Annotated in this window: 27 protein-coding genes; 17 read left to right on the top strand and 10 right to left on the bottom strand. The window is 57.4% G+C overall.

Annotation, left to right across the window (positions count from 1 at the left end):
* Positions 1–112: 112 nt before the first annotated feature.
* The 3 genes from AK59_RS0103070 to AK59_RS0103080 all read left to right on the top strand — a co-directional run bounded on the left by AK59_RS0103070 (position 113) and on the right by AK59_RS0103080 (position 3736).
* On the top strand, positions 113–664 hold the full coding sequence (locus AK59_RS0103070; RefSeq protein ID WP_013097046.1) for an NAD(P)H nitroreductase: 552 nt from the start codon (positions 113–115) through the stop codon (positions 662–664).
* Between the two features lie 116 nt (positions 665–780).
* The gene (gene selD, locus AK59_RS0103075; RefSeq protein WP_014831513.1) at positions 781–1824 is read left to right on the top strand and encodes a selenide, water dikinase SelD; all 1044 of its coding nucleotides are present in this window, start codon (positions 781–783) and stop codon (positions 1822–1824) included.
* A gap of 4 nt (positions 1825–1828) precedes the next feature.
* The gene (locus AK59_RS0103080) at positions 1829–3736 is read left to right on the top strand and encodes a DNA topoisomerase III (RefSeq protein ID WP_023620725.1); all 1908 of its coding nucleotides are present in this window, start codon (positions 1829–1831) and stop codon (positions 3734–3736) included.
* A 57-nt stretch (positions 3737–3793) separates the two neighbouring features.
* Here AK59_RS0103080 and gdhA read toward each other — a convergent pair whose 3' ends face one another.
* Positions 3794–5137: an NADP-specific glutamate dehydrogenase gene (gdhA, locus tag AK59_RS0103085; protein WP_020688396.1), complete on the bottom strand. Its 1344-nt coding sequence runs from the start codon at positions 5135–5137 to the stop codon at positions 3794–3796.
* Positions 5138–5365: 228 nt separating this feature from the next.
* Between gdhA and AK59_RS0103090 the strand changes: the two genes are divergently transcribed.
* Complete coding sequence (locus tag AK59_RS0103090) at positions 5366–5638, top strand: YnjH family protein (protein ID WP_013097042.1); 273 nt, start codon at positions 5366–5368, stop codon at positions 5636–5638.
* Here AK59_RS0103090 and AK59_RS0103095 read toward each other — a convergent pair.
* The gene (locus tag AK59_RS0103095) at positions 5598–6014 is read right to left on the bottom strand and encodes a pyrimidine (deoxy)nucleoside triphosphate diphosphatase (RefSeq protein WP_013097041.1); all 417 of its coding nucleotides are present in this window, start codon (positions 6012–6014) and stop codon (positions 5598–5600) included. The genes AK59_RS0103090 and AK59_RS0103095 overlap by 41 nt on opposite strands.
* Positions 6015–6089: 75 nt before the next feature.
* On the opposite strand from AK59_RS0103095, the gene AK59_RS0103100 reads away from it, so the two are divergent.
* Together AK59_RS0103100 and AK59_RS0103105 are read left to right on the top strand one after the other, a co-directional pair.
* Positions 6090–6659: a carboxymuconolactone decarboxylase family protein gene (locus AK59_RS0103100; RefSeq protein WP_029881997.1), complete on the top strand. Its 570-nt coding sequence runs from the start codon at positions 6090–6092 to the stop codon at positions 6657–6659.
* A complete protein-coding gene (locus tag AK59_RS0103105) occupies positions 6652–7269 on the top strand; it encodes a CDP-alcohol phosphatidyltransferase family protein (RefSeq protein WP_029881998.1) in 618 nt (205 codons plus the stop codon). The genes AK59_RS0103100 and AK59_RS0103105 overlap by 8 nt, the downstream gene beginning before the upstream one ends.
* On the opposite strand, the gene AK59_RS0103110 is transcribed toward AK59_RS0103105, so the two are convergent.
* The 6 genes from AK59_RS0103110 to xthA all read right to left on the bottom strand — a co-directional run bounded on the left by AK59_RS0103110 (position 7266) and on the right by xthA (position 13441).
* The gene (locus AK59_RS0103110; RefSeq protein ID WP_029881999.1) at positions 7266–8573 is read right to left on the bottom strand and encodes a sulfurtransferase; all 1308 of its coding nucleotides are present in this window, start codon (positions 8571–8573) and stop codon (positions 7266–7268) included. The genes AK59_RS0103105 and AK59_RS0103110 overlap by 4 nt on opposite strands.
* Positions 8574–8646: 73 nt before the next feature.
* A complete protein-coding gene (locus AK59_RS0103115) occupies positions 8647–9267 on the bottom strand; it encodes an ATP-binding cassette domain-containing protein (protein WP_029882000.1) in 621 nt (206 codons plus the stop codon).
* On the bottom strand, positions 9267–10796 hold the full coding sequence (locus AK59_RS0103120; RefSeq protein WP_029882001.1) for a thiamine ABC transporter permease: 1530 nt from the start codon (positions 10794–10796) through the stop codon (positions 9267–9269). The genes AK59_RS0103115 and AK59_RS0103120 overlap by 1 nt, the downstream gene beginning before the upstream one ends.
* Positions 10769–11929 carry an ABC transporter substrate-binding protein gene (locus AK59_RS0103125; RefSeq protein WP_029882002.1) on the bottom strand — a complete coding sequence of 387 codons (1161 nt, stop codon included), beginning with the start codon at positions 11927–11929 and terminating at the stop codon, positions 10769–10771. The genes AK59_RS0103120 and AK59_RS0103125 overlap by 28 nt, the downstream gene beginning before the upstream one ends.
* Positions 11930–11944: 15 nt before the next feature.
* Positions 11945–12628 carry a TVP38/TMEM64 family protein gene (locus AK59_RS0103130; RefSeq protein WP_013097034.1) on the bottom strand — a complete coding sequence of 228 codons (684 nt, stop codon included), beginning with the start codon at positions 12626–12628 and terminating at the stop codon, positions 11945–11947.
* Positions 12629–12634: 6 nt separating this feature from the next.
* The gene (gene xthA / locus AK59_RS0103135) at positions 12635–13441 is read right to left on the bottom strand and encodes an exodeoxyribonuclease III (protein WP_013097033.1); all 807 of its coding nucleotides are present in this window, start codon (positions 13439–13441) and stop codon (positions 12635–12637) included.
* Between the two features lie 433 nt (positions 13442–13874).
* Here xthA and astC point away from each other — a divergent pair, with 433 nt between their 5' ends.
* The 7 genes from astC to ves all read left to right on the top strand — a co-directional run bounded on the left by astC (position 13875) and on the right by ves (position 21573).
* Positions 13875–15095, top strand: a complete 1221-nt coding sequence (gene astC / locus AK59_RS0103140; protein ID WP_029882003.1) for a succinylornithine/acetylornithine transaminase — start codon at positions 13875–13877, stop codon at positions 15093–15095.
* Entirely contained in the window at positions 15092–16126 is a 1035-nt protein-coding gene (gene astA, locus AK59_RS0103145; RefSeq protein WP_014831525.1) for an arginine N-succinyltransferase, read from the top strand. The genes astC and astA overlap by 4 nt, the downstream gene beginning before the upstream one ends.
* Positions 16123–17610 carry a succinylglutamate-semialdehyde dehydrogenase gene (astD, locus tag AK59_RS0103150; RefSeq protein ID WP_013097030.1) on the top strand — a complete coding sequence of 496 codons (1488 nt, stop codon included), beginning with the start codon at positions 16123–16125 and terminating at the stop codon, positions 17608–17610. Before astA ends, astD begins: the two co-directional genes overlap by 4 nt.
* Complete coding sequence (gene astB, locus AK59_RS0103155; RefSeq protein WP_029882004.1) at positions 17597–18922, top strand: N-succinylarginine dihydrolase; 1326 nt, start codon at positions 17597–17599, stop codon at positions 18920–18922. The genes astD and astB overlap by 14 nt, the downstream gene beginning before the upstream one ends.
* Before the next feature lie 10 nt (positions 18923–18932).
* Entirely contained in the window at positions 18933–19898 is a 966-nt protein-coding gene (gene astE, locus AK59_RS0103160) for a succinylglutamate desuccinylase (protein ID WP_029882005.1), read from the top strand.
* Positions 19899–20235: 337 nt separating this feature from the next.
* Positions 20236–20727, top strand: a complete 492-nt coding sequence (gene spy / locus AK59_RS0103165) for an ATP-independent periplasmic protein-refolding chaperone Spy (protein ID WP_014831529.1) — start codon at positions 20236–20238, stop codon at positions 20725–20727.
* Between the two features lie 288 nt (positions 20728–21015).
* The gene (gene ves, locus AK59_RS0103170; RefSeq protein WP_029882006.1) at positions 21016–21573 is read left to right on the top strand and encodes an environmental stress-induced protein Ves; all 558 of its coding nucleotides are present in this window, start codon (positions 21016–21018) and stop codon (positions 21571–21573) included.
* Here ves and cho read toward each other — a convergent pair.
* A complete protein-coding gene (cho, locus tag AK59_RS0103175; RefSeq protein ID WP_013097025.1) occupies positions 21551–22429 on the bottom strand; it encodes an excinuclease Cho in 879 nt (292 codons plus the stop codon). The two genes, ves and cho, sit on opposite strands and share 23 nt — an antisense overlap.
* 149 nt (positions 22430–22578) lie before the next feature.
* A complete protein-coding gene (gene nadE / locus AK59_RS0103180; RefSeq protein WP_013097024.1) occupies positions 22579–23406 on the bottom strand; it encodes an ammonia-dependent NAD(+) synthetase in 828 nt (275 codons plus the stop codon).
* Positions 23407–23638: 232 nt separating this feature from the next.
* Between nadE and osmE the strand changes: the two genes are divergently transcribed.
* The 4 genes from osmE (at position 23639) to chbA (ending at position 26416) form a co-directional block, all read left to right on the top strand.
* A complete protein-coding gene (osmE, locus tag AK59_RS0103185; RefSeq protein WP_003857836.1) occupies positions 23639–23983 on the top strand; it encodes an osmotically-inducible lipoprotein OsmE in 345 nt (114 codons plus the stop codon).
* Between the two features lie 281 nt (positions 23984–24264).
* Positions 24265–24582, top strand: a complete 318-nt coding sequence (gene chbB / locus AK59_RS0103190; RefSeq protein WP_013097023.1) for a PTS N,N'-diacetylchitobiose transporter subunit IIB — start codon at positions 24265–24267, stop codon at positions 24580–24582.
* Between the two features lie 79 nt (positions 24583–24661).
* A complete protein-coding gene (gene chbC / locus AK59_RS0103195) occupies positions 24662–26020 on the top strand; it encodes a PTS N,N'-diacetylchitobiose transporter subunit IIC (protein WP_013097022.1) in 1359 nt (452 codons plus the stop codon).
* 48 nt (positions 26021–26068) lie between these two features.
* A complete protein-coding gene (gene chbA, locus AK59_RS0103200; RefSeq protein ID WP_013097021.1) occupies positions 26069–26416 on the top strand; it encodes a PTS N,N'-diacetylchitobiose transporter subunit IIA in 348 nt (115 codons plus the stop codon).

Here is a 26416-nt window from a genome sequence, read left to right on the forward strand (position 1 = left end):
GGTTATCGTAATGACCCAACCGCCACTTGTCAGCAGGAATCGCCTGCCAGGCTGTAACAAAATCTGCCGTCGTGTTAATTTTGTGAGTAAATTTCAAGAAAGGAGTTAACCAATGGACGCACTTGAACTGCTTGTTAACCGCCGTAGCGCGTCACGTCTGGCGGAACCTGCGCCAGCGGGTGAGCAGCTGGAGAACATTCTGCGTGCCGGTATGCGTGCGCCGGATCACGGCACACTTCAGCCGTGGCACTTCTTTATTATTGAAGGTGAAGGCCGCGAGCGCTTCAGCCAGCTGCTGGAGCAGGGGGCGGTTGCCGCCGGTCAGGATGAGAAAGGGATCGATAAAGCCCGTAACGCGCCGTTCCGTGCACCGATGATTATCGCCGTTGTGGCGAAGTGTCAGGCGGAGCATAAAGTGCCGGTCTGGGAGCAGGAGATGTCGGCGGGATGCGCGGTGATGGCGATGCAGATGGCCGCTGTTGCACAAGGCTTCAACGGTATCTGGCGTACCGGGCCACTGACTGAAAGCCCGGCGGTGCGCGACGGACTCAACTGCGGCGAGCATGACAAAATCGTCGGTTTCCTCTATCTCGGCACCCCTCAGCTTAAAGCCTCCAGCACCATTAGCGTGCCGGACACTACGCCTTTCGTCAGCCGTTTCTGATAACGCGCGCTAAACTGTCTGGATTCTGAGCATCTGCCGCAGAATTCAGACAGTCATACTTACCTCTTTAAGGAATGAGCGCTACCATAGCGCGATTGCATTGACAGGAGATGTCCATGAGCGAGCAAACCATTCGTTTAACGCAATACAGCCACGGAGCCGGTTGCGGTTGTAAAATTTCCCCCAAAGTGCTGGAAACCATCCTGCACAGTGAACAGGCGAAGTTTGTCGACCCGAACCTGCTTGTTGGCAACGAAACGCGTGACGATGCAGCGGTTTATGACTTGGGTAACGGCACCAGCATTATCAGTACCACTGACTTCTTTATGCCGATTGTCGATAACCCGTTCGATTTCGGGCGCATCGCGGCGACCAACGCCATCAGCGATATCTTCGCGATGGGCGGTAAACCGATTATGGCGATTGCGATTCTGGGCTGGCCGATCAACACCCTTGCGCCAGAAATAGCCCGCCAGGTGATTGAGGGCGGACGCTTTGCCTGCCAGCAGGCGGGGATTGCCCTGGCCGGTGGTCACTCTATTGATGCGCCGGAGCCGATCTTCGGTCTGGCGGTCACGGGCGTGGTGCCTACCGAGCGCGTCAAACGCAACAGCACCGCGCAGGCGGGTTGCAAGCTGTTCCTCACCAAGCCGCTGGGCATTGGCGTACTGACCACCGCCGAGAAAAAATCCCTGCTGAAACCCGAGCATAAAGGTCTGGCAACGGAAGTGATGTGCCAGATGAACCTGGCCGGTGCCGCTTTCGCCAATATCGACGGCGTGAAGGCGATGACAGACGTCACCGGTTTTGGCCTGTTGGGGCATCTCTCTGAAGTGTGTCAGGGCGCGGGCGTGCAGGCGCAGGTCTGGTATCAGGACGTGCCGAAGCTGCCAGGCGTGGAAGCGTACATTGCCCAGGGCGCCGTGCCGGGCGGTACTCAGCGTAACTTTGCCAGCTATGGTCATCTGATGGGCGAAATGCCTGAAGAGTGGCGTAACCTGCTGTGCGATCCGCAAACCTCGGGTGGTCTGCTGCTGGCAGTCACGCCGGAGTCAGAAGCCGAGGTGCAGGCAACGGCCGCCGAGTTTGGTATTACCCTGACGGCGATCGGCGAACTGGTGACCGCGCGCGGTGGCCGACCGATGATTGAGATCCGTTAATTCGATGCGGTTGTTTATTGCCGAAAAGCCGAGTCTGGCTCGTGCCATCGCCGATGTGCTGCCGAAGCCGCATCGCAAAGGCGACGGCTTTATTGAATGCGGTAACGGGCAGGTGGTCACCTGGTGCATTGGTCACCTGCTTGAGCAGGCACAGCCAGACGTCTACGACAGCCGCTATGCCCGCTGGAACCTCAACGATCTGCCTATCGTGCCGGAAAAATGGCGCCTGCAACCGCGCCCCTCCGTCACCAAACAGCTCAACGTCATTAAGCGCTTTCTGCATGAAGCGTCTGAAGTTGTCCACGCCGGTGACCCGGACAGGGAAGGACAACTGCTGGTGGATGAAGTGCTGGACTATCTGGAGCTGGCGCCGGAAAAACGCCAGCAGGTGCAGCGCTGCCTGATTAACGATCTCAACCCGCAGGCGGTGGAGCGGGCGATTTCGCGCCTTCGCGCCAACAGCGAGTTTATCCCGCTGTGCGTGTCCGCGCTGGCCCGTGCGCGCGCAGACTGGCTGTACGGGATCAACATGACCCGCGCCTACACGATCCTTGGGCGGAATGCCGGCTATCAGGGGGTACTCTCCGTTGGCCGCGTGCAAACGCCGGTGCTGGGGCTGGTGGTGCGCCGTGATGAAGAAATTGAAAACTTCGTCGCCAAAGATTTTTTCGAAGTGAAAGCGCACATCGTCACCCCGAAAGAGGAGCGTTTTACCGCCGTCTGGCAGCCGAGCGATGCCTGCGAATCGTATCAGGATGAAGAGGGCCGTCTGCTGCACCGTCCGCTGGCGGAGCACGTGGTCAACCGGATCACCGGTCAACCTGCCATCGTCACCAGCTATAACGATAAACGTGAATCCGAACCCGCACCGCTGCCGTTTTCACTTTCTGCCCTGCAGATTGAGGCCGCGAAGCGCTTTGGCCTGAGCGCGCAGAACGTGCTGGATATCTGCCAGAAGCTCTACGAAACCCACAAGCTCATCACCTATCCGCGTTCAGACAGCCGCTACCTGCCTGAAGAACACTTTGCCGGACGCCACGCGGTGATGAACGCCATCAGCGTGCATGCGCCGGATCTGCTGCCGCAGCCGGTCGTCAACCCGGATACCCATAACCGCTGCTGGGACGATAAAAAAGTCGATGCCCACCATGCGATCATCCCGACGGCGCGGGCCAGCAACGTCAACCTGACGGAGAACGAAGCGAAGGTCTATAACCTGATCGCGCGTCAGTATCTGATGCAGTTCTGCCCGGATGCGGTGTTCCGCAAGTGCGTCATTGAGCTGGAGATCGCCAAAGGCAAATTTATTGCCAAAGCGCGTTTTCTGGCGGAAGCGGGCTGGCGTACGCTGCTTGGCAACAAAGAGCGTGACGAAGAGAACGACGGCACTCCGCTGCCGGTAGTGGCTAAAGACGACGAGCTGCTGTGTGAGAAAGGGGAAGTGGTAGAGCGCCAGACGCAGCCACCACGCCATTTCACCGATGCGACGCTACTCTCCGCCATGACCGGGATTGCCCGTTTTGTGCAGGACAAAGAGCTGAAAAAGATCCTGCGCGCCACTGACGGGCTGGGAACCGAAGCGACCCGCGCGGGGATCATCGAACTGCTGTTCAAGCGCGGCTTCCTGGAGAAAAAAGGGCGCTATATTCACTCCACTGAGCCGGGCAGGGCATTAATCCACTCCCTGCCGGAGCTGGCCGCCCGGCCGGATATGACGGCGCACTGGGAATCGGTGCTGACGCAAATAAGCGAGAAACAGTGCCGTTATCAGGACTTTATGCAGCCGCTGGTGGGGACGCTGTACCAGCTGATCGATCAGGCGCGCAGCACGCCGGTGAAGCGGTTCAGAGGAATGGTGGCACCGGGTGGTGGTGCGAAGAAACCGTTTAAAAAGAAAAAGAGCGCGGCCTGATACCCTCGTTTTTCTCCCTCTCCCTGTGGGAGAGGGCACCCGGCCGCACGATAAACTTTAAATCACACCCTGCCCAATCATCGCGTCCGCCACCTTCACGAACCCGGCGATATTCGCACCACGCACGTAGTTGGTTTGCGAGGCCTCACCGCCGTACTCTACGCAGGCGTGGTGAATATCCAGCATGATGTGGTGCAGACGGGCATCCACTTTCTCCGCTTTCCAGCCCAGACGCGCGGCGTTTTGCGCCATCTCCAGACCGGACGTTGCCACGCCGCCGGCGTTGGCGGCTTTGCCCGGTGCAAACAGTACGCCTGCTTCCAGGAACAGATCGGTCGCCTCGATGGTGGTTGGCATATTCGCCCCTTCGGCTACCGCTTTTACGCCATTGCTGATTAAGGTGCGGGCGGCTTCAACGTCCAGTTCGTTCTGGGTTGCACACGGCAGGGCGATATCCACCGGCACGCCCCACGGTTGTTTACCCTCAAGATAGGTCAGACCAAACTCGCGGGCATAATCGGCCACGCGGCCATCGCGGCTGGCTTTAATTTCACACAGACGCGCCAGTTTCTCAGCCGTGAAGCCGGCTTCATCCACGACGGTACCGCTGGAATCAGACGCGGTGACTACGCGGGCACCAAACTGCATTGCTTTTTCGATGGCATATTGCGCCACGTTGCCGGAGCCGGAGACCGCCACGCGCATGCCTTCAAAGCCTAAGCCGTGGCGTTTCAGCATCGCTTCGGTGAAATAGACCAGACCGTAGCCGGTCGCTTCCGGGCGGATCAGGCTGCCGCCGAAGGAGAGTCCTTTGCCGGTAAAGACGCAGGCGCTGTTGTTTGAGAGCTTTTTCATCATTCCGGCCATAAAGCCCACTTCACGCCCGCCCACGCCGATATCACCAGCAGGGACGTCGGTGTCCGGGCCAAGGTGGCGATAAAGCTCGGTGATCAGCGCCTGGCAGAAGCGCATTACTTCGCCTTCGCTTTTGCCTTTCGGGTCAAAATCGCTGCCGCCTTTACCGCCGCCCATCGGCAGGGTAGTGAGCGCGTTTTTAAAGGTCTGCTCAAAGCCAAGGAATTTCAAAATCGACAGGTTCACTGAAGGGTGGAAGCGCATCCCGCCCTTAAACGGCCCGATGGCCGAGTTAAACTGCACGCGCCACGCGCGGTTGACCTGCACCTGATTGCGGTCGTCCACCCACGCCACGCGGAACTGGATCACGCGCTCAGGTTCGACGAGGCGCTCAAGCAAAGACATCTGACGATAACGTGGGTTTTGTTCCAGGAAGGGCCACAGGGTGGTCATTACTTCACGTACGGCCTGCGCAAACTCGCTCTGATGCGGGTCGCGCTGCTGAACATGGGTGAGAAAACTTTCCAGAGTGCGTGTCTGATCCATAGATATAAGAACCTCTTATGATAATTTCCGTATGTGTCTTATACGATTTGTGTTGTTTTTTTGACTATACCACCCGTACCGCTTTGCGAAGCAAGCAGAAATTTATGTCGAAAGGGAAATTAATGACCAGTGCGGCGTCATAACCAAAAGCGATGACGAGATAAATTAAAGGTTCCGCGATGATTAACCGTTATAGTCATTATCAGGACACAACAGGAAGAGAAGTCTATGAACCGTTACGTGATGACCGCGTTATGTTTGATGCTGAGCGCTGGCGCGCAGGCTGACCGCATTCGCCCGGATGTGGAAGTGAACGTACCGCCGGAGGTCTTTAGCTCCAGCGGCCAGAGAGCGCAGCCCTGTAACCAGTGCTGCATCTATCAGGACCAGAACTACTCAGAAGGGGCGGTGGTGAAAGCGGACGGCATCCTGCTGCAGTGCCAGCGCGATGAACGCACCATCAGCACGAACCCGCTGGTCTGGCGTCGCGTAAAAGAATAAAGGCTTCCAGCAGCGGAATATCCGCCGGGGCTAAGGGGTAGTCAAACGCCTCTTCAGGCGTACACCACACCAGGGCGCTGTGGTAGTGCGCCGTTAGTTCACCGCTGAAGTGGGGTACGTGCCAGGCGTGTAAATGGATTAACCGCTGTGACACTTCCCGCTGGTGGCTTGCCACGTAGTACGACGGTCGCGCGTGGATCCCCAACTCCTCCTGCAGCTCGCGGATCAGCGCTTCGGGCTGCGTTTCTCCGGCTTCCACCTTTCCACCGGCAAACTCCCACAGGCCCGGCTGATCGGCATGCATGGGGCGCTGCGCCAGTAAAATTTTATTGTCTTTTTCGATGATTGCCGCAACGACATCGAGTGTTTTCAGCATGGTCGTCAATACTTGATAGCGAAAAACACCATATTATCGTGCCCTTTCCAGGAGTCCAGTCATCAGGAGAATTACGTGAAAGAGACATCCCCCTGGGTTGCCCCGGTTGAATCCCTTCCCGCCAGCCTCAAACCCATTGCCGCCATGCAGAAAAAACACTTTGGCGCAGTGCTTAACCCCACGCGCTGGTGGGGACGTATGCCGCGCCTGTTCTGGCTGGTGGCGCTGTTTGTCGGGTTTCTGGAGCGACGCAACGCTCGTCTGACGCCGGTGCTGCGCTCGCTGCTGATGACGCGGGTATCCCAGCTCTGTCACTGTGCATTTTGTATTGATGCCAATAGCCTGCGTCTTGCCGAACGCGCGGGCGCGCTGGATAAAGTGCAGGCCGTGAGTCAGTGGCGTGACGCCGCGCTTTTCAATGAGCAGGAGCGCGCGGCGCTGGCCTACGCGGAGGCCGTCACCGCCACGCCGCCGCAGGTGGATGAGGCGCTCAAAAGCGAGCTCAAACGCCTTTTTACCGATGAGACGATTAGCGAAATGACGGCGCTGATTGCGTTTCAAAACCTTTCGGCCCGCTTTAATGCCGCCCTGGATATCCCGTCACAGGGACTGTGCGACACGTTTAAAGGAAAGCCGCATGCTTGATCGACATATTCATCCCCGGGTAAAGCCCGCCCTTAACCGGCTGGCCTCCTGGCTGGATAAACCCGGCATCACGCCCGATGGCTTAACGTTGACCGGATTTGCCGCAGGCGTGCTGACGCTACCGTTTCTGGCGCTTGGCTGGTATCCGGCGGCCCTGGTCGCCATTGTGGCTAATCGCCTGCTGGATGGCCTGGACGGCGCACTGGCACGCCGCAGAGGGCTGACGGATGCGGGCGGGTTTCTGGATATCGCGCTCGATTTTCTGTTCTACGCACTGGTGCCGTTTGGTTTTGCTCTCGCGGCTCCCGCTGAGAATGCGCTGGCCGCGGCCTGGCTACTGTTCGCCTTTATCGGAACCGGCAGCAGCTTTCTGGCCTTTGCCGCTCTGGCGGCGAAACACAATATCGATAACCCCGGCTATGCGCACAAGTCGTTTTACTATATCGGCGGATTAACGGAAGGGACGGAAACCATCGTGCTGTTTGTGTTGTGCTGCCTGTTTCCGGCGCACTTCACGCTTCTCGCGTGGGTATTTGGCGCGTTGTGCTGGCTGACCACCACAACGCGCATCTGGAGCGGGTATCTGACGCTGCGTTCACTCACGCCCTAGCGCGAACTGTCGGGTCCGCGTTCGCCAGACGACACCGGGTTTTGCGGGTGGCTGCTCCATTCGTACCAGCCACCGTCATAGACGGAGATGTTTTTCCAGCCCATCGCCCGGGCATACATAAAGCCCTCAGAGGCTCGCCAGCCGGTACCGCAATAAAAGGCCACGTGCTGTTCCGGCAGGATGTTCCAGCTTTTCCACATGGCGGCGATGTCATCGGCGCTGCGCATGGTGCCGTCCGGGTTATGGAAATCTTCCATATGGGTGGCATCGCTTCCGGCATGACCCCAGCGGGCACCGGCAATTTCACCTTTGGGTTTGATGTAGCTGTAGCCGCTGGTTTCGCCAGTAAACTCCGGCCACGAGCGAATGCTGACCAGCGAGGCATCCTGGCGATGCAGCATCCCGCGCGCCTGCGCCATATCGATCATCAGCTGTGGCTGACCGGGGATCGGCGCGCCGAAATCGGGAGCGGGTTTGACATCAGCAGGCATCCCTCTTTCCACCGGCAGGTTGGCCTCTGACCACGCTTTCCAGCCACCATCAAGAATACGCACGTCCTTCACGCCCGCGTAGAGCATAATTTGTGCCACGCGGGCGGCGGCATAGACATCGCGACCATACAGAATGACGGTGGTATCGTGACGGATCCCGTGTTTTGCCAGCATCGCTTTCAGTTTGTCGTCAGAAACCTTATTCCACAGCGGCTCGCTTTCCACTTCGTTGGTATCAATATAATCCGCGCCGGGAATGTGGTTCAGCAGATAGAACTTCGGCGCACCCCAGGCGGCTTCAATCACTTTCCAGTCACCGGCCGGGGCGGCTGCCACCGGTTTGCCCTGAGAAAGCTGATAAATCCACTGCGGGTAAACGAGCTGTTCAAAGTGCGGCAGGCGCTGCAGACGCTCAGGGGACTGTAGGGCATCACTGAGAACGGAAACCCGGGGATAACCGGCTTTCTTCAGGCGGGCGCTCACCGCCTGGTTGTCAGCGTCACTGCCGTAGAGGGCGATAGTCGTTGTGGGGGTAAGCTGATGCTGTTTTGCCCAGCGGCCAATCTGGTCGTCGCTCATCGTGCTCAGCCAGGTGGCAGAGAGGTTAAGCGCAGCGGGCTCGTGCCCGGAGGGGGCGCTCAGCGTTTGCGGCCAGCCGTTATAAAACGCACTGGCACGGGTATCGATCGCCGCGCCGTGCTGTTCCTTAAGCTGAGCCAGTGTGAGCGAATGGGGCATATCAGCGGCCATGCAAGAGAGTGAGGCGAGGCCGCAAAGCAGGGCCAGCGCGGTCAGTTGAGAAACACGTTTCATCGAATAACCTGACGTCAGTAAAAGAGGGGGGCATTGTCGTCTCTCCTGAAAGGTAAAACATTGCGTTAGCACATTATTGCCAGCGAGAAATCTCAATCACCTCGCCACCCGGCGGAATATCTTCATCGTCATGCGTGACCAGCACCACCGGGATATTGCGTGCGCGCAGGGCATCAAACACCCATGTCCGAAAGGACGACCGCAGTGATTTATCAAGGCGGCTAAACGGTTCGTCCAGCAACAACGCCTGCGGCTCGGCAAGCAGAGCCCTTAGCAGGCTCACCCTGGCACGCTCCCCGCCGGACAGCGTGGCCGGATCGCTGGCATAGTGGCGATTTAGCCCGGCTGAATCCAGGGCCTGTTGCACCCTTTCCCGGCGTGCGCGTCCGGTTATTCGCGCCGGTAACGCCAGCAGCAGATTTTGCCCGACGCTGTACTGGTCAAACAGCAGTGCGTCCTGAAAGAGAATACCGATCCCGCGTTGCTCGACAGGCAGCCCGTCACAGCGGCGATCGTCAAGCCACAGCTCGCCCTGCGCCTGAAAGTCGTCAGACAGTGCCCCAACCATCCATGAGAACAGGGTCGATTTCCCGCTGCCGGACGGCCCCATCAGGGTGACAATTTCACCGCGAGGAACAGAAAAGTTAACCTCACGGAACAGCGGCGCAATGGTGAGATTGTTGACCTTCAGCATTAACGTAATCCTCGTCGATAATGGCCTGCGAGCCGGGATAACAGTGCGGCAACGCCGAAGACGGCCCCTGTCACCAACAGAAGCCACAGCGCCCGGTTAGCCAGAATCGGGATACTGCCGCCGCTGCTGAGCGCCACGGTTTCGGTGGTAAGGGTGCTGAAACGCCCCGCGCCGAGCCAGAGTGTTGGCATGTATTGCGCCATGCTGACCGAAAATCCGGTTGCAAACGCCAGCAGCGCGGGGCGCAACAGCAGGGGACATTTGATCAGGCAGAAGACTTTTGTCCGCCGCCAGCCAAGCGTTCTGGCCGTGAGGAGAAGCCGCGGATCGATGCGCCGCCAGGCGGGTTGCAGTATCAGCAGCATCCACGGCAACACCCACAGCAGATGACTCCAGAGCACGGCGGCGTACTGTCCGTCGATACCCAGCCATAACGCCACCCTGTATTGCCCGGAAACCAACGGCAGCGCGGGAAGGGCGAGAGGGAGCCAGACCCACAGTGCACCACGCCGCGGCCCCCATTCCAGCCAGAGCAGTATCATGATCAGGCCTATCAGGCTGGCAAGCAGGCCGAACGATAAACTGGCACGCACGACGCTAACATCATCCCACTGGGCCAGCATCAGCAGCACTCCGGCGCAAAGCATGCCGCATGCGGGGAGGATTCCGCTGAGCATACGGGCGGGCGGCGAGAGGGGGAACGTGCGTCGCCCCCCTGTCAGCGCGGGCAGCGTGCGACGCCACGCCTTCCAGATACCGAACCCTAGCGCCGAAAGCACGGCCAGCAGCGCGAGCATCAGCAGGCAGAGCAGCATTCCTTTCGTTTGCTGCTGCACGTCGCCCTGGGTCAGCCACTGCCAGGCCAGTACCGCCAGGGTAGGCGGATTCCCCGGCCCCAGGATGATGGCGACATCCACAACAGAGAGGGACCAGGCGAGCACCGCCAGCATTGTGGCACCCAGCGCCGGCGCGATCTCCGGGATCACCAGCCAGCACAGTCGCTGGAACCGCCCGTATCCCAGGGTTTGCAACACGACATTCTGGCGACCCAGCCGGGTTTCAGGTAACACCGCGTATATCGCCCACAGCACGAAGGCGCTCTCCTTGACGGCGAGAGTCAGCCCCAGCCCAATCCCGTAGCGATCCAACATCGGGGAGCAGCGTGTACAGAGCTGATAAAACAGACCGCCTTCGGCAAAAGTCAGCAACACGCTGGTGGCGAAAGCAACGTGGGGAACGGCCAGCAGCCACGGCAAACGGGTACACAGACGACGCCAGCGCTCACCGGGCCAGAGCGTGGTGACGAAAATCAGGGCGATAAACAGGGCGCCGAGAGTGGCAATCAGCGTGGATACCAGGGTGGCGGCGAGCGCCTGCGGGATCTGCGGGTCGTCAAACAGGCGTTGCCAGTATCCTGCCGACAGCGCCGGCGTCAACAGCATGGCGGCGGCGGGAACAAGCGGCAGATACACTGCCGCCATCGCCAGCCAAATGAGAGCGCTCAGCGGGTGCCGTAACGACGCAGCCATTCCTGCTCCAGCGCGTTAACCCAGGCTGCGTGTGGCTCCGCAAGCATCCGCGGAAGCCCTTGTGGCGTGTGGGCCTGAAGCTGTTTTGCTTCATCTGCGGGCAGCGTGTTTGCCTGCAGTACGCTCGGATCGCCCCAGATAGTCGGGTCGGCTTTGCGGATTTGCGCCTGAGGTGAAAGCAGGAAATTGGCAACCACCCTGGCCCCCGCACTGGCGCTGGCGTTCGCCGGGATGGCAACAAAATGAACGTTACCGATCATCCCGTTGTGAAAACCAAAGCTGTAGCTGTCGGCAGGCAGTTCACCGCTGGCCACTTTTTGCAGCGCATGTGCCGGGTTAAAGGTCAGCGACAGGCTCAGACTGCCGCGGGCGAGCAGGGTATCCATCCGCGCAGGTGAAGTCGGGAAATCTTTTCCTTCTCGCCACAGCAGCGGGTGGAGTTTGTCGAGGTAGTCCCAGAGCGGCGCGGTAACCTGTGCAAAGGTGTCATCGGGCGCGCGTTTCAGCGCATCGGGCCGGGAGGTGAGCGTGAGAAGCAACTGTTCCAGAAACGCGGTGCCGGTAAAATCAGGCGGACGAGGATAGCTGATTTTACCCGGATGCTGCTTGGCCCAGGCCAGTAATCCCTGCGGGTCTGACGGTGGAGTCGGCATGCTCGCTTTGCGGGCGATAAAGGTGAGCTGCGCGCCACCCCACGGAGATTCTGCGCCCTCGGTTGGCAGGGCGAAATCTTCCGTGACCGGTTTGCCCGTGTCGACATAACGCCAGTTAGGCAGCGTCTGTGCCCATCCGGTTTGCAGCAGGTTAGCCTCTTTCAGCGTGCGGAAATTCTCACCGTTAACCCACAAAAGATCCACCGAGCCATGGGTCTTACGCCCGGCGGCAGCTTCTGTCTGGATCCGTTTTACCGCATCCGCGGCATCGGCCAGGTGGACAATGTTGAGGTTGATCGCGTAGTGCGTTTTCATCTCGCCGCTGACCCAGTCGAGGTAGCGGTTAACCGCCTGATCGCCTCCCCAGGCGTTAAACCAGACGGTCTGGCCTTTGGCTTGTTCTTGGATAACGTGCCAGCTGTCGGCGGCACACAGAGGAGTGGTCAGCAGCAGACCGGTCAGAAACGCGCAAAAACGCACACGGCGCATAATGCCTCACTTTTTAAACGAAGAGGGGAGTCGGGAAAACAGCCATCGGCTCATCAGCGGTAATAACCCCAGTAGTGTAAAGGCTAACAGCATGCCCGGCGACAGAATATCGCGCAGCGAGGTGATTTTTCCCAGCTCGCGGCCGGCGTTGAGGAAGATAACCGTTGCGGGCAGCATGGCGAGCTGGCTGACCCACCAGTACCGACGCACCCCAATGCGGGTCAGCCCCATCAGCAGATTGACCAGAAAAAACGGGAACAACGGCATCATGCGCAGGGCGAATAGATACCCTGCGCCGTCACGCGCCATCCCCGCGTTCACCGTTTTCATCTGTTGGGCAAACCGTCGCTGAACCCAGTCGCGCAGCAGATAACGGCTGGCAAGCATCGCGAGCGTGGCGCCGAGCGTGGAGGCAAACGACACCAGCAGCGTCCCCTTCCACAGCGTAAACAGCGCGCCGCCCAGCAGAGTCAGTATCGCGGCACCGGGGATAGACAGGGCGGAAACCACCACATAGAGCGCAAAAAAGATCAGCGCACTTTGCTGCGGGGCGTGTTCGACGCAGGCGAGCAAGGTCTGCTGATGCGTTTTGACGGTTTCAAGAGAGAGCGTGCCCGGAGGAAGAGTGAGCCACGTCAGCATAAAGGCGCCCAGCAGGGCGCACAGTACGACAATTTTTCGAATGTTCACACGGGGTTACAGCTTGAATTTCGCCCACACCGGCGCGTGGTCCGACGGTTTTTCCATGCTGCGGATATCGTAGTCGATCCCGGTTTCAATGCAGCGTTCCGCCAGCGGGGAGCTTGCCAGCAGCAGGTCTATGCGCAGCCCGCGGTTGTCATCAAAGCCTTTTGAGCGGTAATCGAACCATGAGAAGCGATCCTGGGTGTCCGGGTTAGCCGTGCGGAAGGTATCCACCAGACCCCAGCTCAGCAGGCGATCCATCCACTCGCGCTCTTCCGGCAGGAATGAACATTTGCCGGTGCGCAACCAGCGTTTGCGGTTCTCTTCACCAATGCCGATATCCAGATCGGTCGGGCTAATATTCATGTCGCCCATGATCAGCACCGGATTCTCTTTTTTCAGTTCGGTGGTCAGGTAATCCTGCAGATCCTGATAAAACTTCGCTTTCGCCGGGAATTTGGTCTCATGGTCACGGCTCTCCCCCTGCGGGAAATAGCCGTTGATCACGGTGATATTGCCGAGCGCTGAAGGAATTTCCGCCATGATGATCCGGCGCTGCGCTTCTTCGCCATCACCCGGGAAGCCGCGGCGGACGGAAACCGGCGTCTCTTTGGTCAGCAGGGCAACGCCGTAATGCCCTTTCTGTCCGTGATAAAAGACGTTGTAACCCAGTTTCACCACCTCTTCGAGGGGGAACATATCGTCGTGAACTTTTGTCTCCTGCAGGCCGATCACATCAGGCTGATGTTGTTCAACAATCGCTTCAAGCTGGTGAGGGCGGGCACGCAGGCCGTTGATATTAAAAGAGACAAATTTCATAGTCGCTGCCAGTGCAAGGTGAATAGTGCATGGATGGTAGCAGAATTTGCGTCGTCTGTTACGGGGATTGACCAATAACTGCGACAGATAATGCCAACGGTGCAATATTTGCACCATTCTGACGCGCTTCGCCCTTAAAAGGGGCGTAAATGGCCGATAAATTTCGCGAGCGATCACAATTCCAGAATTATATTTGGCCTCTGCATACTCTTTCTGATTTTCATGCGGCAAAGCGCCGCTTGTCGTAAAAATATTCACTCTTTATGCACTAACAGTGAATAACTCCATGTTGTAACTTATTGATATTTTCTTACCCCCACCCGTTTATGCATTTTTATCGCTGGCTGGCACGAAGGCTGCAATCTACATTCACAGTGCAAACACTCAATTATTTAACATTCAAATAACTTTTTATTTACCGGATGAGGTCGCTATGTCTCTGTCAATTACGCGTGAAAATTTCGATGAATGGATGATGCCGGTTTACGCTCCGGCGGCTTTTATTCCGGTTCGTGGGGAAGGCTCGCGCCTGTGGGATCAGCAGGGTAAAGAGTATATCGACTTTGCGGGCGGGATTGCGGTTAACGCGCTGGGCCATGCACACCCGGCGCTGCGCCAGGCGTTAAACGACCAGGCGGCGAAGTTCTGGCACACCGGGAACGGCTATACCAACGAACCGGCGCTGCGTCTGGCGAAAAAACTGATCGACGCGACGTTTGCGGAGAAAGTCTTTTTCTGCAACTCGGGCGCGGAGGCAAACGAAGCGGCGCTAAAGCTGGCACGCAAATATGCGCACGATAAATTCGGTGTGCACAAGAGCGGGATTGTGGCCTTTAAGAACGCGTTCCATGGCCGCACGCTCTTTACCGTCAGCGCAGGGGGGCAGCCGTCCTACTCGCAGGACTTTGCGCCGCTGCCGCCGGATATCCGCCACGGGGTGTATAACGATCTGCAGTCAGCCCGCGAGCTGATCGACGACACCACCTGCGCGGTGATCGTTGAGCCAATGCAGGGAGAAGGCGGTGTGCTGCCCGCACAGAAAGCGTTCCTGCAGGGGCTGCGCGAACTGTGCGATCGTCATAACGCGGTACTGATTTTCGACGAAGTGCAGACCGGCGTTGGCCGTACCGGTGAGCTGTATGCGTATATGCACTACGGCGTAACGCCGGACGTTCTCTCAACGGCGAAAGCGCTGGGCGGCGGCTTCCCGATTGGCGCGATGCTGACCACCGATAAATTCGCCAGCGTAATGGTCGTGGGCACGCATGGCACCACCTATGGCGGTAACCCGCTGGCAACGGCCGTGGCCGGACAGGTTCTGGATATCATCAATACCCCGGAAGTGTTGAAGGGGGTTAAACAGCGTCACGACTGGTTTGTGGAGCGTCTGAACGCCATTAACAGCAAGACCGGTCTGTTTAAAGAGATTCGCGGCCTGGGGCTGTTAATTGGCTGCGAACTGACGCCGGAGTTTGCCGGAAAAGCTAAACTTATTTCACAGGAAGCGGCGAAACAGGGCGTGATGGTGCTGATTGCCGGTGCCAACGTGGTGCGTTTTGCCCCTGCGCTGATTGTCAGCGAGGAAGAGGTGAGCACCGGTTTAGACCGTTTTGCGCTGGCCTGTGAACGTGTGAAATCCGGGGTGTCATCATGATGGTCATCCGTCCCGTTGAGCGCGGCGATCTCGCCGGGCTCATGCAGCTTGCCGGTAAGACGGGGGGCGGGCTGACCTCGCTTCCTGCCGATGAAAAAACGCTGTCGGCGCGCATTGAGCGCGCCCTGCAAACCTGGCAAGGGACGTTGCCAAAAAGCGAACAGGGCTATGTGTTCGTGCTGGAAGATACCGACACGGGGACCGTAGCCGGGATCTGCGCCATCGAAGTGGCCGTTGGTCTTAATGACCCGTGGTACAACTACCGCGTGGGCACCATGGTTCATGCCTCAAAAGAGCTGAACGTCTATAACGCGCTACCGACGCTGTTTCTCTGTAATGACCACACCGGTGCCAGCGAGCTTTGCACGCTGTTCCTTGATCCGGCGTGGCGTAAAGAGGGCAACGGGTATCTGCTCTCCAAATCGCGCTTTATGTTTATGGCCGCTTTCCGCGATCGTTTTAACGAAAAGGTGGTGGCTGAAATGCGCGGTGTGATCGACGATAAAGGCTATTCGCCGTTCTGGGAGAGCCTGGGCGAGCGTTTCTTCTCGATGGAGTTCAGCCGGGCAGACTATCTGTGCGGCACCGGACAGAAAGCGTTTATCGCTGAGCTGATGCCGAAACACCCTATCTATACCCATTTCTTAACCCCGGAAGCGCAGGCGGTGATTGGCGAAGTCCATCCGCAAACGGCGCCTGCCCGCGCGGTGCTGGAGAAAGAAGGCTTCCGCTACCGTAACTATGTCGACATCTTTGACGGCGGGCCGACGCTGGAGTGCGACATCGACCGCGTGCGCGCGATCCGTAAAAGCCGACTGGTTGACGTCTCAGAAGGTCAGCCCGCGCCGGGTGACTGGCCGGCGTGCCTGGTGGCGAACGAAAATTACACCAACTTTCGCGCCATGCTGGTGCGTACCAACCCGAAATGTGAACGTCTGGTGCTAACGGCTGCAGAACTGGATGCCCTGAAATGTAATGCCGGCGATACGGTTCGCCTGGTGCGACTCTGCCCTGAGGAGAAAACAGCATGACTTTATGGATCAACGGAGACTGGGTAACGGGCGAAGGCGAACAGCGAGTGAAGACCAATCCGGTCGGCAACGAGGTGCTCTGGAAAGGTAATGATGCCAGCGCCGGGCAGGTTGAACAGGCCTGCCACGCCGCGCGCCGCGCGTTTCCGGCGTGGGCGAAACAGCCGTTCACCGTGCGCCAGGGGATTGTCGAAAAGTTTGCCTCTCTGCTGGAAGCGAACAAAACCGAGTTGACCCGCACGATCGCCCTGGAGACCAGCAAGCCACGCTGGGAAGCGGCGACTGAAGTGACGGCGATGATCAACAAAATCGCCATCTCGGTAAAGGCGTACCATACCCGCACCGGCGAGCAGCATACCGAAATGGCTGACGGCGCGGCCACGCTGCGCCATCGCCCCCACGGCGTACTGGCGGTGTTTGGCCCCTACAACTTCCCGGGGCATCTGCCAAACGGGCATATTGTGCCCGCACTGCTGGCGGGAAATAGCGTCATTTTCAAACCGAGTGAATTAACGCCGCTGACCGGTGAGGTGGTGGTGAAGCTCTGGGAGCAGGCGGGTTTGCCGCCGGGCGTGCTGAACCTGGTGCAGGGCGGGCGTGAAACCGGCCAGGCGCTGAGCGCATTAAGTGATATTGATGGCCTGCTGTTTACCGGCAGCGCCGGGACGGGCTATCAGCTGCATCGCCAGCTGGCCGGGCAGCCGGAAAAAATTCTGGCGCTGGAGATGGGGGGGAACAACCCGCTCATTGTGGAAGATCCTGATGATATTGACGCGGCAGTCCACCTGACCATCCAGTCGGCCTTTATTACTGCCGGCCAGCGCTGCACCTGTGCGCGTCGTCTGCTGGTGAAGCGCGGGGCGCAGGGCGATGCGTTCCTCAGGCGTCTGGTTGAGGTGAGCGCGCGTCTGGTGCCTGCGACGTGGGATGCCGACCCGCAGCCGTTTATCGGCGGACTCATCTCCGAACAGGCGGCGCTGAACGTTCTGAAAGCCTGGCAGGACCATGTCTCACGCGGCGCGAAAACCTTGCTGGAGCCGAAGCAGGTTCAGCCGGGCACGTCGCTGCTGACGCCAGGCATTGTTGAGATGAGCGGCGCGAGCAACGTGCCGGATGAAGAGGTCTTTGGACCACTGCTGTGCGTCTGGCGCTATGACGATTTTGACAGTGCCATTGCGATGGCCAACAACACCCGCTACGGCCTGTCGAGCGGTCTGATTTCACCGCAGCGCGAGAAGTTTGATCAGCTGCTGCTCGAAGCGCGCGCCGGGATTGTTAACTGGAACAAACCGCTGACCGGTGCCGCGAGTACCGCCCCGTTTGGCGGCGTAGGGGCTTCCGGGAACCATCGCGCCAGCGCGTGGTATGCCGCAGATTACTGCGCGTGGCCGATGGCGAGCCTGGAAACACCCGCGCTGACGCTGCCGGAAACGCTGAGTCCGGGTCTGGATTTTAGTCAGGGAGATCGCCATGAAAGCGCGTGAAGTCAATTTTGACGGCCTGGTGGGGCTGACGCACCACTATGCCGGGCTCTCCTTTGGTAATGAAGCCTCGACGAAACACCGTTTTCAGGTCTCCAACCCGAAACTGGCGGCAAAGCAGGGGCTGCTGAAAATGAAGGCGCTATCGGACGCGGGTTTTCCGCAGGCGGTGATCCCGCCGCAGGAGCGTCCAAACGTGGCGGTGTTACGTCAGCTTGGTTTTAGCGGCACTGATGAACAGGTGGTGGAGAAAGCGGGAATGCAGACGCCACACCTGCTCTCGGCGGCGAGTTCTGCCTCCTCAATGTGGGTGGCCAACGCGGCGACCGTCGCACCCTCTGCCGATACGCTGGATGGCAAGGTCCATTTGACGGTGGCGAACCTGAACAACAAATTCCACCGCGCCACCGAAGCTGAGACCACGGAGCGCGTGCTGCGCGCCATTTTCCATAATGACGCCCATTTTGCTGTCCATCCGGCTCTGCCGCAGGTGGCGATGTTTGGTGATGAAGGTGCTGCCAACCATAACCGTCTGGGCGGCGATTACGGCGAACCGGGGTTACAGCTGTTTATTTACGGGCGGGAAGAGGGTGGTCACTCTGCGCCAACCCGCTACCCGGCCCGACAGACGCTGGCGGCAAGCCAGGCCGTGGCACGTCTGAATCAGGTCAATCCGTCGCAGGTGATTTTTGCCCAGCAGAACCCGCATGTGATCGACCAGGGCGTGTTCCATAACGACGTGATTGCCGTCTCTAACCGCCAGGTTCTGTTCTGCCACGAGCAGGCGTTCGCCCATCAGGAGAAACTCCTCGCCACGCTGCATGAACGCGTGCCCGGGTTTACGCCGATTCAGGTGCCGACGCAGGCGGTGAGCGTGCAGGATGCGGTTGAGACCTACCTCTTTAACAGCCAGCTGTTGAGCCGGGACGATGGCAGCATGATGCTGGTGCTGCCGCAGGAGTCCAGCGATCACCCGGGCGTGTGGCGTTATCTGACTGAACTGGTGAAAGCCGATAACCCGATTGCGGAACTGCGCGTCTTTGATCTGCGCGAGAGCATGGCAAACGGGGGCGGTCCGGCCTGTTTACGCCTGCGCGTGGTGCTGACGCCTGACGAAATGCAGGCCGTTAACCCGGCAGTGATGATGAATGAGACGCTGTTTAACACCCTGAACGACTGGGTGGACCGCTACTATCGCGACCGGTTAACGCAGGCCGATCTGGTTGACCCGCAGCTGCTGCGCGAAGGCCGCGAGGCGCTGGACGCGTTAACCTCAATCCTGCAGCTGGGTTCGGTTTACCCGTTCCAGCGCTAAAGGAGGCGCTATGGAAAATTTACTGGCGCTGACGCTGTCCGACGAAACGCCCTCACAACGTGAGGGGGAGGGCCCCTCATTCCACTGGCGGTGGCTGGGGCGCGGCGTGCTTGAACTGACACCGACCGCCAGGAGTGAACTGTCGCTTCTGCTCTCAACCGGCATTCACGGCAATGAAACGGCGCCCGTCGAGATTGTCGACCTGCTGCTGCGCGCGTTGTATCGCGGGGAGATCGCGCTGCACTGCCGTCTGCTGGTGGTTCTGGGAAACCCGCCTGCGCTGGCGCAAAATAAACGCTATCTGGTGAGCGACATCAACCGCATGTTCGGTGGCCGCTGGTCGCAATTCCCACAAAGTGATGAAACGGCACGGGCGCAGTGGCTTGAGCAGATCGTCACCTCCTTTTTCACCGACGCGGGGCCATCGCGCTGGCATCTCGATCTGCATACGGCGATCCGCGCCTCGTATCACGTGCGTTTTGGCGTGCTGCCGCAGCGTAATCAGCCCTGGGAGGAAGATTTTCTGAGTTGGCTGGGGGATGCGGGGCTGGAAGCGCTGGTCTTCCATCAGTCGCCGGGGGGGACCTTCACGCACTTTACCTGCGAACGCTTCGGCGCGCTGGCCTGCACGCTGGAGCTGGGAAAAGCGCTGCCGTTTGGGCAAAACGATCTTACGCGCTTTGCCCCGACGCATCTTGCGCTGCGGGCGCTGCTGGGGGGGAAGGAGCCGGAGCACACCAGCCAGCCCGTCGAGCGTTATCGGGTTGTGCAGCAGATCACCCGCCGTAGCGAGGCTTTCCAGCTACACATGGCGGCCCACACGCTCAATTTTACGCCGTTTCGCAAGGGGGCATTACTGGCGGAGGACGGCGACGAGCGCTATGAGGTGCAGAAAACAACCGAATATGTGCTGTTCCCCAACCCGTCGGTAGCCTTTGGTCTGCGGGCCGGGCTGATGCTGGAAAAAGTGTCCTGATCGTTTCCCCTCCTGTCTGCGGGAGGGGAATATTAAAACTATATTCTTAGCGATTAAGGCGATCGCATTTTCTTTGCAGAATATTCCTGGATAATTGCTTTATTATTAAACGGCAGTTGGTTATACTTCTGCACAATCTCTTAATAATCAGCTTATTGCATATTTTTGTTGCAACTCTCCACGCTTTATCCTTATTTCCTCCATATTTGGCGAAAATTTGTTTTTTACACTTTCATTGTTTTACCGTTGCTCTGACTAATTGACGATAAACCCCGTAAAGTTAATCTCGTCAACACGGCATAGCGCCGAAGAATAACTGAAAGTAAGGAAATAAATTATGCGTAAGTTTACTGCACTGTTTGTTGCTTCTACCCTGGCTCTGGGCGCTACCAGCATGGCGTTCGCCGCAGATACCGCAACCACCACTGCCGCGCCTGCTGAAGGCAAAATGATGATGCATCACAAAGGCAAGCCGGGTATGCACGAGATGATGATGTTCAAAGATCTGAACCTGACGGATGCGCAGAAACAGCAGATCCGCGACATCATGAAAAGCCAGCGTGACCAGATGAAACGTCCTCCGCTGGAAGAGCGCCGCGCGATGCATGACATTATCGCCAGCGACAGCTTCGATAAGGCAAAAGCCGAAGCGCAGATCGACAAAATGGCTGAGCAGCATAAAGCCCGCATGCTGGCTCATATGGAAACCCAGAACAAGATCTACAACATTCTGACGCCGGAACAGAAAAAACAATTTAATGCCAATTTTGAGAAGCGTCTGACAGAACGTCCGGCAATGGAAGGTAAAATGCCAGCACCAACCGAATAAACGGTTCACTCTCTTAAGACCGCCGGGATCCTGTCTACAAAAGCGCAAATGCTGTGGACAGGACCGGCGGTTTTTTCTTTCTTACCCTCTTGTCTGCCGCAACAGCCGCGGTATTCTCCTGTCATCGCTTCAGAGAATTCATGACGTTAGATTTTTTATCAGCGTCCCGCTAAGGCTTGCCCGCTCTGCTGCCGATACTACGTCTGTAACTATTCAATCATAACAAACAAGACAGCAACGATAGCGATATCCTTGCCCTGGCGCTCGTTGCGCCATTCAGGAGTGGTGATGGAGTTCTTTGATATCCGTAAAATGCCGGTCAGTCTCTGGCGCAATGGTGCTGGTGAGACGCGCGAAATTTGTTGTTTTCCTCACGCGACGCGCGATTTTTTCTGGCGTGCCAGCATTGCGACCATCGCCAGCAATGGCGAATTCTCCTCCTTTCCCGGTGTTGACCGGGTTATCACCCTGCTGGAAGGGGGGGAAGTGACGCTGGATGCCGGTCAGGCGTTTTGCCATACCCTGAAGCACCATCAGCCCTTTTGTTTTTCCGGCGACCAGCCGGTAAAAGCGCTGTTAAGCGACGGGCAGATGTCGATGGACTTCAACATCATGACCCGGCGGGATTGCTGCCAGGCGAAAGTGCGGGTGGCAGACCGCACTTTCACTACCTTTGGCTCACGTGGGGGTGTGGTCTTCGTCTTAAGCGGTGCGTGGCAGCTGGGGGATAAATTGCTGACAGCCGATCAGGGCGCGAGCTGGGAGGAGGGAACCCACACCCTGCGTTTGCTGGAATCGCACGGCAGGTTATTATTCAGCGAAATCAACTGGCTGCCTGGTCATTAAGCACAATCACGTCAAACTCGCCGGTCAGCACGGGCTTACAGAGAATTTTGTAGCCATCATGGTCGAAGCCGGCGGGTGTGCGTAACAGGGTGGCGGCCTCCTGCAGATTATCGACCGCCCCCAGCCAGAACCAGTTATGAACGATGTGGTACTGTGTCATTGTCTCTCCCACCTCTTTTAGCGCAACGGCCCCTTCCCATGGCCAGCACTTCACGCTGATGGCCGCCAGCCCGCCAAGAAGCCGGGCGTGATGATCCTCGACGCTCTCTTTGCCGCAGCAGGCACCCGCACAGCGTTTGAGCGCAGAGCGGAAACAGGCGCGTCCACGAGTGGTGGCCTCGAGCCCCAGCAGGCTGTAGCAAAGCTGCTGCTCGTCCGCCAGCGTTTGCAGCGCCTGTAGCGCAGCACGTTTGTTGGCGAACAGGCCGTACAGATTCGGTGCGTGCGAAAAATCGACGTCGCGCGCATAGACAACCTGCGGTTTGCCCGCGGTTATCTGCAGCGAGCAGAGCTGACGATTGCGGCGCAGACGCTTATTAAACAACGGCTGTTGCTCTTTGATCAGCCGGGCTTCCAGTAAGAGCGCTCCCATTTCCCCTGCCGTCGGATACCAGCTGATGCGTCGCGACTGGCGGAGCATGGCGGCTTCGTCCGGCGTGCGCAGATGGGACAGCACCCGGCTGCGAATATTCACGCTTTTGCCGATATAGAGCGGCAGGGTGTCGCTTTCGCCATGAAAGATGTACACGCCCGGCTGTTTAGGTAATTCCTCAAGCCAGGGGCGGAGATGTTCGGGATATTCATAGATAGCCGCCGCTTCAAACTCCAGACGCGGGGCAGATTGACGCCTGCTCACATACGACTCCATATACTGTTCAGGTATACAGTGTAGCAGGTGTGGGGTGGTTAAAAAAGAGCCGGGTCGCCTGATACTCTCACCCCAACCCTCTCCCTCGGGAGAGGGCGCAAACACTAAAAACGGTAACCTGGGTTACCGTTTTGCTTTTATTTCTTCCAGAAATCGTCAAACACGGTAATGGGTGGGCGGCGTTTGTGCTCGGTTTTCAGATACCAGCCTTCGATAATCTTCGCGATACTCTCGTCCAGTTTCTTGCCTTCCAGATAATCATCGATGTTGTCATAGGTCACACCAAGCGCCGCTTCATCCGGCAGGGAAGGGCGATCGTCTTCCAGATCCGCCGTTGGCGCTTTCTTGTATAAATGCTCCGGGCAGCCCAGCGCAGCCAGCAACTGTTTACCCTGACGCTTGTTCAAACGGAAGATAGGGTTAATGTCGGTGCCCCCGTCGCCATATTTGGTGAAGAAACCGGTGATGGCTTCTGCCGCGTGATCGGTCCCGACAACCACGCCTTTGGTCATGCCTGCGATGCTGTACTGCGCTTTCATACGTTCGCGCGCTTTTTCATTGCCGCGCACAAAATCGCTCAGCTCAATGCCCGCTTCACGCAGCGCCTGCTCACTCGCCAGCACCGATCCTTTGATATTGACCGTCAGTACGCGGTCTGGCTGGATAAAGGCGATGGCATCCTGACAATCCTGTTCGTCTGCCTGCACGCCATACGGAAGACGCACGGCGATAAACTGCAGCGCTTCATCTCCCGTCTCTTCGCGCAGCTCTGAAATGGCCATCTGGCAGAGTTTGCCGGTCAGCGTCGAGTCCTGTCCGCCGCTGATGCCCAGTACCAGCGTTTTCAGAAACGAGTTCGTTTTTAAATAGGATTTTAAAAAATCAACGCTTCGGCGGATCTCTTCATTTGCATCTACCGCAGGCTTCGCGCCCAGCGCCTGAATAATCTCGTGTTGCAGAGCCATCACGCCCTCCATATGCAGACCATAAACAGAATGTGTTAACTGTTAAAACTAACCCTTCAGGCGTAAAACGACAAGGATCACAGTTTCGAGTGCGCTATTTTGCGGCGTTTTAGCAGCTTATCGTTGTTTTATTAGAATTTTCCGAAATTCGTCTGGCGTAACTCGCAAAGTTGAACAATAGTACTTTTTATCCCATGCTTAGATAACACGCTGATAAACAAGAGGACGGAATATGAACAAGAACGTAGCAGGAATTCTTAGCGCAGCGGCGGTACTGACTATGCTGGCAGGGTGTACGGCTTACGATCGCACCAAAGATCAGTTTACACAGCCGGTAGTAAAAGATGTCAAAAAAGGCATGACCCGTTCGCAGGTGGCTGCGATTGCCGGTAAGCCTTCGTCAGAAGTGACCATGATCCATGCGCGTGGTACCTGCCAGACCTATATCCTGGGTCAACGTGATGGTAAGGCAGAAACATACTTTGTTGCTCTGGATGACACCGGTCACGTCATCAATTCCGGTTACCAGACCTGTGCTGAATACGATACCGATCCGCAAGCACCTAAGGCGCAGTAACCCTGCTTGCCTGAGGATGTTAACAAGCCGGCCTTTGGGCCGGTTTTTTTATGCATACGTAAATCTTATTTCTTTGCGCGAATTATTTGCCTGAAATGTGAAGGTAGTCAACAAGCCAGGTCAATGAGAGACAATTTAGGCCTGTGCAGAATTATCCCCCCTCTGTACCATTACGTATACTCACTCCAACGATAAACAACAGTCAGCACATTACCTGTCAGCCAGGAGAGCGAGTCGAGTGATAGCGAGACGGCAGGTAGTCATAAAAGAGGGAAATCATGATGGAAAAGAAACATATCTACCTGTTCTGCTCTGCAGGCATGTCAACGTCACTGCTGGTGTCGAAGATGCGTGCACAGGCCGAAAAGTATGAAGTGCCGGTGGTGATCGAAGCGTTCCCGGAAACGCTGGCGGGTGAAAAAGGCCAGACCGCAGATGTTATTTTACTGGGTCCGCAGATCGCTTACATGTTGCCAGAAATTCAACGTCTGTTACCGAATAAACCGGTCGAGGTTATCGACTCAGGGCTGTACGGTAAGATTGATGGTTTAGGTGTACTGAAAGCTGCTGTGGCAGCAATTAAAAAAGCTGCTAATTAATTTTTATTTTTCCCGTCAAAGAGTTATTTCACACACAATACGCCGCGACATACGTTGCGGCATTTAAGGGTATTTTCCTATGAGTAAAGTCATCGCTTCACTTGAAAAGGTACTCCTTCCTTTTGCTGTTAAAATAGGAAAGCAGCCTCACGTTAACGCCATCAAAAACGGCTTTATTAAATTAATGCCGTTGACGCTGGCCGGGGCAATGTTCGTTTTAATTAACAACGTTTTTCTGAGCTTTGGTGAAGGTTCCTTTTTTTATTCATTAGGAATTCGGTTAGACGCTTCAACCATTGAAACCCTTAACGGTTTTAAAGCCATCGGCGGCAACGTATATAACGGTACGTTGGGTATTATGTCGCTGATGGCGCCTTTCTTTATTGGGATGGCATTAGCCGAAGAACGTAAGGTAGATCCACTGGCCGCGGGGTTATTGTCCGTTGCCGCCTTTATGACCGTCACCCCATACAGCGTGGGTGAAGCTTATGCTGTGGGTGCCAACTGGCTGGGTGGGGCAAACATTATTTCCGGTATCGTTATCGGTCTGGTGGTTGCCGAGATGTTCACCTTTATTATCCGTCGCAACTGGGTAATTCGCCTGCCAGATAGCGTACCGGGCTCCGTTTCCCGTTCATTTTCCGCGTTGATTCCAGGCTTCATTATTCTCTCCATCATGGGGATTATTGCCTGGGCGCTCTCTCACTGGGGCACAAACTTCCACCAGATCATCATGGACTCTATCTCAACGCCGCTGGCGTCGATGGGTGGCGTGGTCGGTTGGGCGTACGTGATTTTCACCTCCCTGCTGTGGTTCTTCGGCGTACATGGTTCACTGGCACTGGCCGCGCTGGACAGCGGTATCATGACCCCATGGGCACTGGAAAACGTTGCACTTTATCAGCAGTACGGCTCCGTTGATGCGGCGCTGGCAGCCGGTAAAACCTTCCATGTGTGGGCGAAGCCGATGCTGGACTCTTATATCTTCCTGGGGGGTACCGGGGCGACGCTGGGTCTGATCATCGCGGTCTTTATTGTCTCTCGTCGCGCTGACCATCGTCAGGTTGCGAAGCTGGCGCTGCCGTCAGGCATCTTCCAGATTAACGAGCCGATTCTGTTTGGTCTGCCTATCATCATGAACCCGGTGATGTTCATTCCATTCGTCCTGATTCAGCCGCTGCTGGCGGGGATCACCCTGACGGCCTATTACCTGGGCATTATCCCGCCTGTTACCAACATTGCGCCGTGGACCATGCCGGCGGGGCTGGGAGCGTTCTTCAACACCAACGGTAGCGTCGCGGCCTTCCTGCTGGCGATATTCAACCTCGGGATTGCAACACTGCTCTACATGCCATTCGTGGCGATAGCTAACAAAGCCGCGACCGTGATTGATGAAGAAGAGAGCGAAGAGGATATCGCCCTCGCACTGAAATTCTAAATATTGCCCGGCGCGGGGTAACCCGCGCCAGCGAAAAGGAGCTTAAAAATGTTAGATTTGGATAGTATCGTAGCCGAAGACGCCGTAGAGAACGATCTGGAAGAAGTGGTGATGGGGCTTATCATTAACTCCGGGCAAGCACGTAGCCTGGCGTATGCCGCCCTGAAGCAGGCCAAGCAGGGCGATTTTGCCGCCGCTAAGACCATGATGGATCAATCCCGTATCGCGCTGAATGAAGCGCACCTGGTGCAGACTAAGCTTATCGAAGGCGACCAGGGGGAAGGGAAGATGAAAGTCAGCCTGGTGCTGGTGCATGCACAGGATCACCTGATGACCTCGATGCTGGCACGCGAGCTGGTGGCAGAGTTAATTGAGCTTCACGAGAAGCTGCAGTAA

Origin of the sequence: Enterobacter sp. T1-1, from assembly GCF_000710795.1 — a bacterium.
Taxonomy (GTDB): Bacteria; Pseudomonadota; Gammaproteobacteria; order Enterobacterales; family Enterobacteriaceae; genus Enterobacter; species Enterobacter cloacae.

Excerpts from the sequence above, each read along its gene's own strand:
- spy (WP_014831529.1), top strand. The coding sequence starts at position 20,236 with ATGCGTAAGTTTACTGCACTGTTTGTTGCTTCTACCCTGGCTCTGGGC.
- selD (WP_014831513.1), top strand. The coding sequence starts at position 781 with ATGAGCGAGCAAACCATTCGTTTAACGCAATACAGCCACGGAGCCGGT.
- astD (WP_013097030.1), top strand. The coding sequence starts at position 16,123 with ATGACTTTATGGATCAACGGAGACTGGGTAACGGGCGAAGGCGAACAG.
- xthA (WP_013097033.1), bottom strand. The coding sequence starts at position 13,441 with ATGAAATTTGTCTCTTTTAATATCAACGGCCTGCGTGCCCGCCCTCAC.
- AK59_RS0103120 (WP_029882001.1), bottom strand. The coding sequence starts at position 10,796 with ATGGCTGCGTCGTTACGGCACCCGCTGAGCGCTCTCATTTGGCTGGCG.
- AK59_RS0103070 (WP_013097046.1), top strand. The coding sequence starts at position 113 with ATGGACGCACTTGAACTGCTTGTTAACCGCCGTAGCGCGTCACGTCTG.
- AK59_RS0103105 (WP_029881998.1), top strand. The coding sequence starts at position 6,652 with ATGCTTGATCGACATATTCATCCCCGGGTAAAGCCCGCCCTTAACCGG.
- AK59_RS0103110 (WP_029881999.1), bottom strand. The coding sequence starts at position 8,573 with ATGAAACGTGTTTCTCAACTGACCGCGCTGGCCCTGCTTTGCGGCCTC.
- AK59_RS0103115 (WP_029882000.1), bottom strand. The coding sequence starts at position 9,267 with ATGCTGAAGGTCAACAATCTCACCATTGCGCCGCTGTTCCGTGAGGTT.
- chbA (WP_013097021.1), top strand. The coding sequence starts at position 26,069 with ATGTTAGATTTGGATAGTATCGTAGCCGAAGACGCCGTAGAGAACGAT.
- ves (WP_029882006.1), top strand. The coding sequence starts at position 21,016 with ATGGAGTTCTTTGATATCCGTAAAATGCCGGTCAGTCTCTGGCGCAAT.
- AK59_RS0103095 (WP_013097041.1), bottom strand. The coding sequence starts at position 6,014 with ATGCTGAAAACACTCGATGTCGTTGCGGCAATCATCGAAAAAGACAAT.
- chbB (WP_013097023.1), top strand. The coding sequence starts at position 24,265 with ATGGAAAAGAAACATATCTACCTGTTCTGCTCTGCAGGCATGTCAACG.
- nadE (WP_013097024.1), bottom strand. The coding sequence starts at position 23,406 with ATGGCTCTGCAACACGAGATTATTCAGGCGCTGGGCGCGAAGCCTGCG.
- chbC (WP_013097022.1), top strand. The coding sequence starts at position 24,662 with ATGAGTAAAGTCATCGCTTCACTTGAAAAGGTACTCCTTCCTTTTGCT.
- astC (WP_029882003.1), top strand. The coding sequence starts at position 13,875 with ATGTCTCTGTCAATTACGCGTGAAAATTTCGATGAATGGATGATGCCG.
- astA (WP_014831525.1), top strand. The coding sequence starts at position 15,092 with ATGATGGTCATCCGTCCCGTTGAGCGCGGCGATCTCGCCGGGCTCATG.
- osmE (WP_003857836.1), top strand. The coding sequence starts at position 23,639 with ATGAACAAGAACGTAGCAGGAATTCTTAGCGCAGCGGCGGTACTGACT.
- AK59_RS0103090 (WP_013097042.1), top strand. The coding sequence starts at position 5,366 with ATGAACCGTTACGTGATGACCGCGTTATGTTTGATGCTGAGCGCTGGC.
- AK59_RS0103080 (WP_023620725.1), top strand. The coding sequence starts at position 1,829 with ATGCGGTTGTTTATTGCCGAAAAGCCGAGTCTGGCTCGTGCCATCGCC.
- astE (WP_029882005.1), top strand. The coding sequence starts at position 18,933 with ATGGAAAATTTACTGGCGCTGACGCTGTCCGACGAAACGCCCTCACAA.
- astB (WP_029882004.1), top strand. The coding sequence starts at position 17,597 with ATGAAAGCGCGTGAAGTCAATTTTGACGGCCTGGTGGGGCTGACGCAC.
- gdhA (WP_020688396.1), bottom strand. The coding sequence starts at position 5,137 with ATGGATCAGACACGCACTCTGGAAAGTTTTCTCACCCATGTTCAGCAG.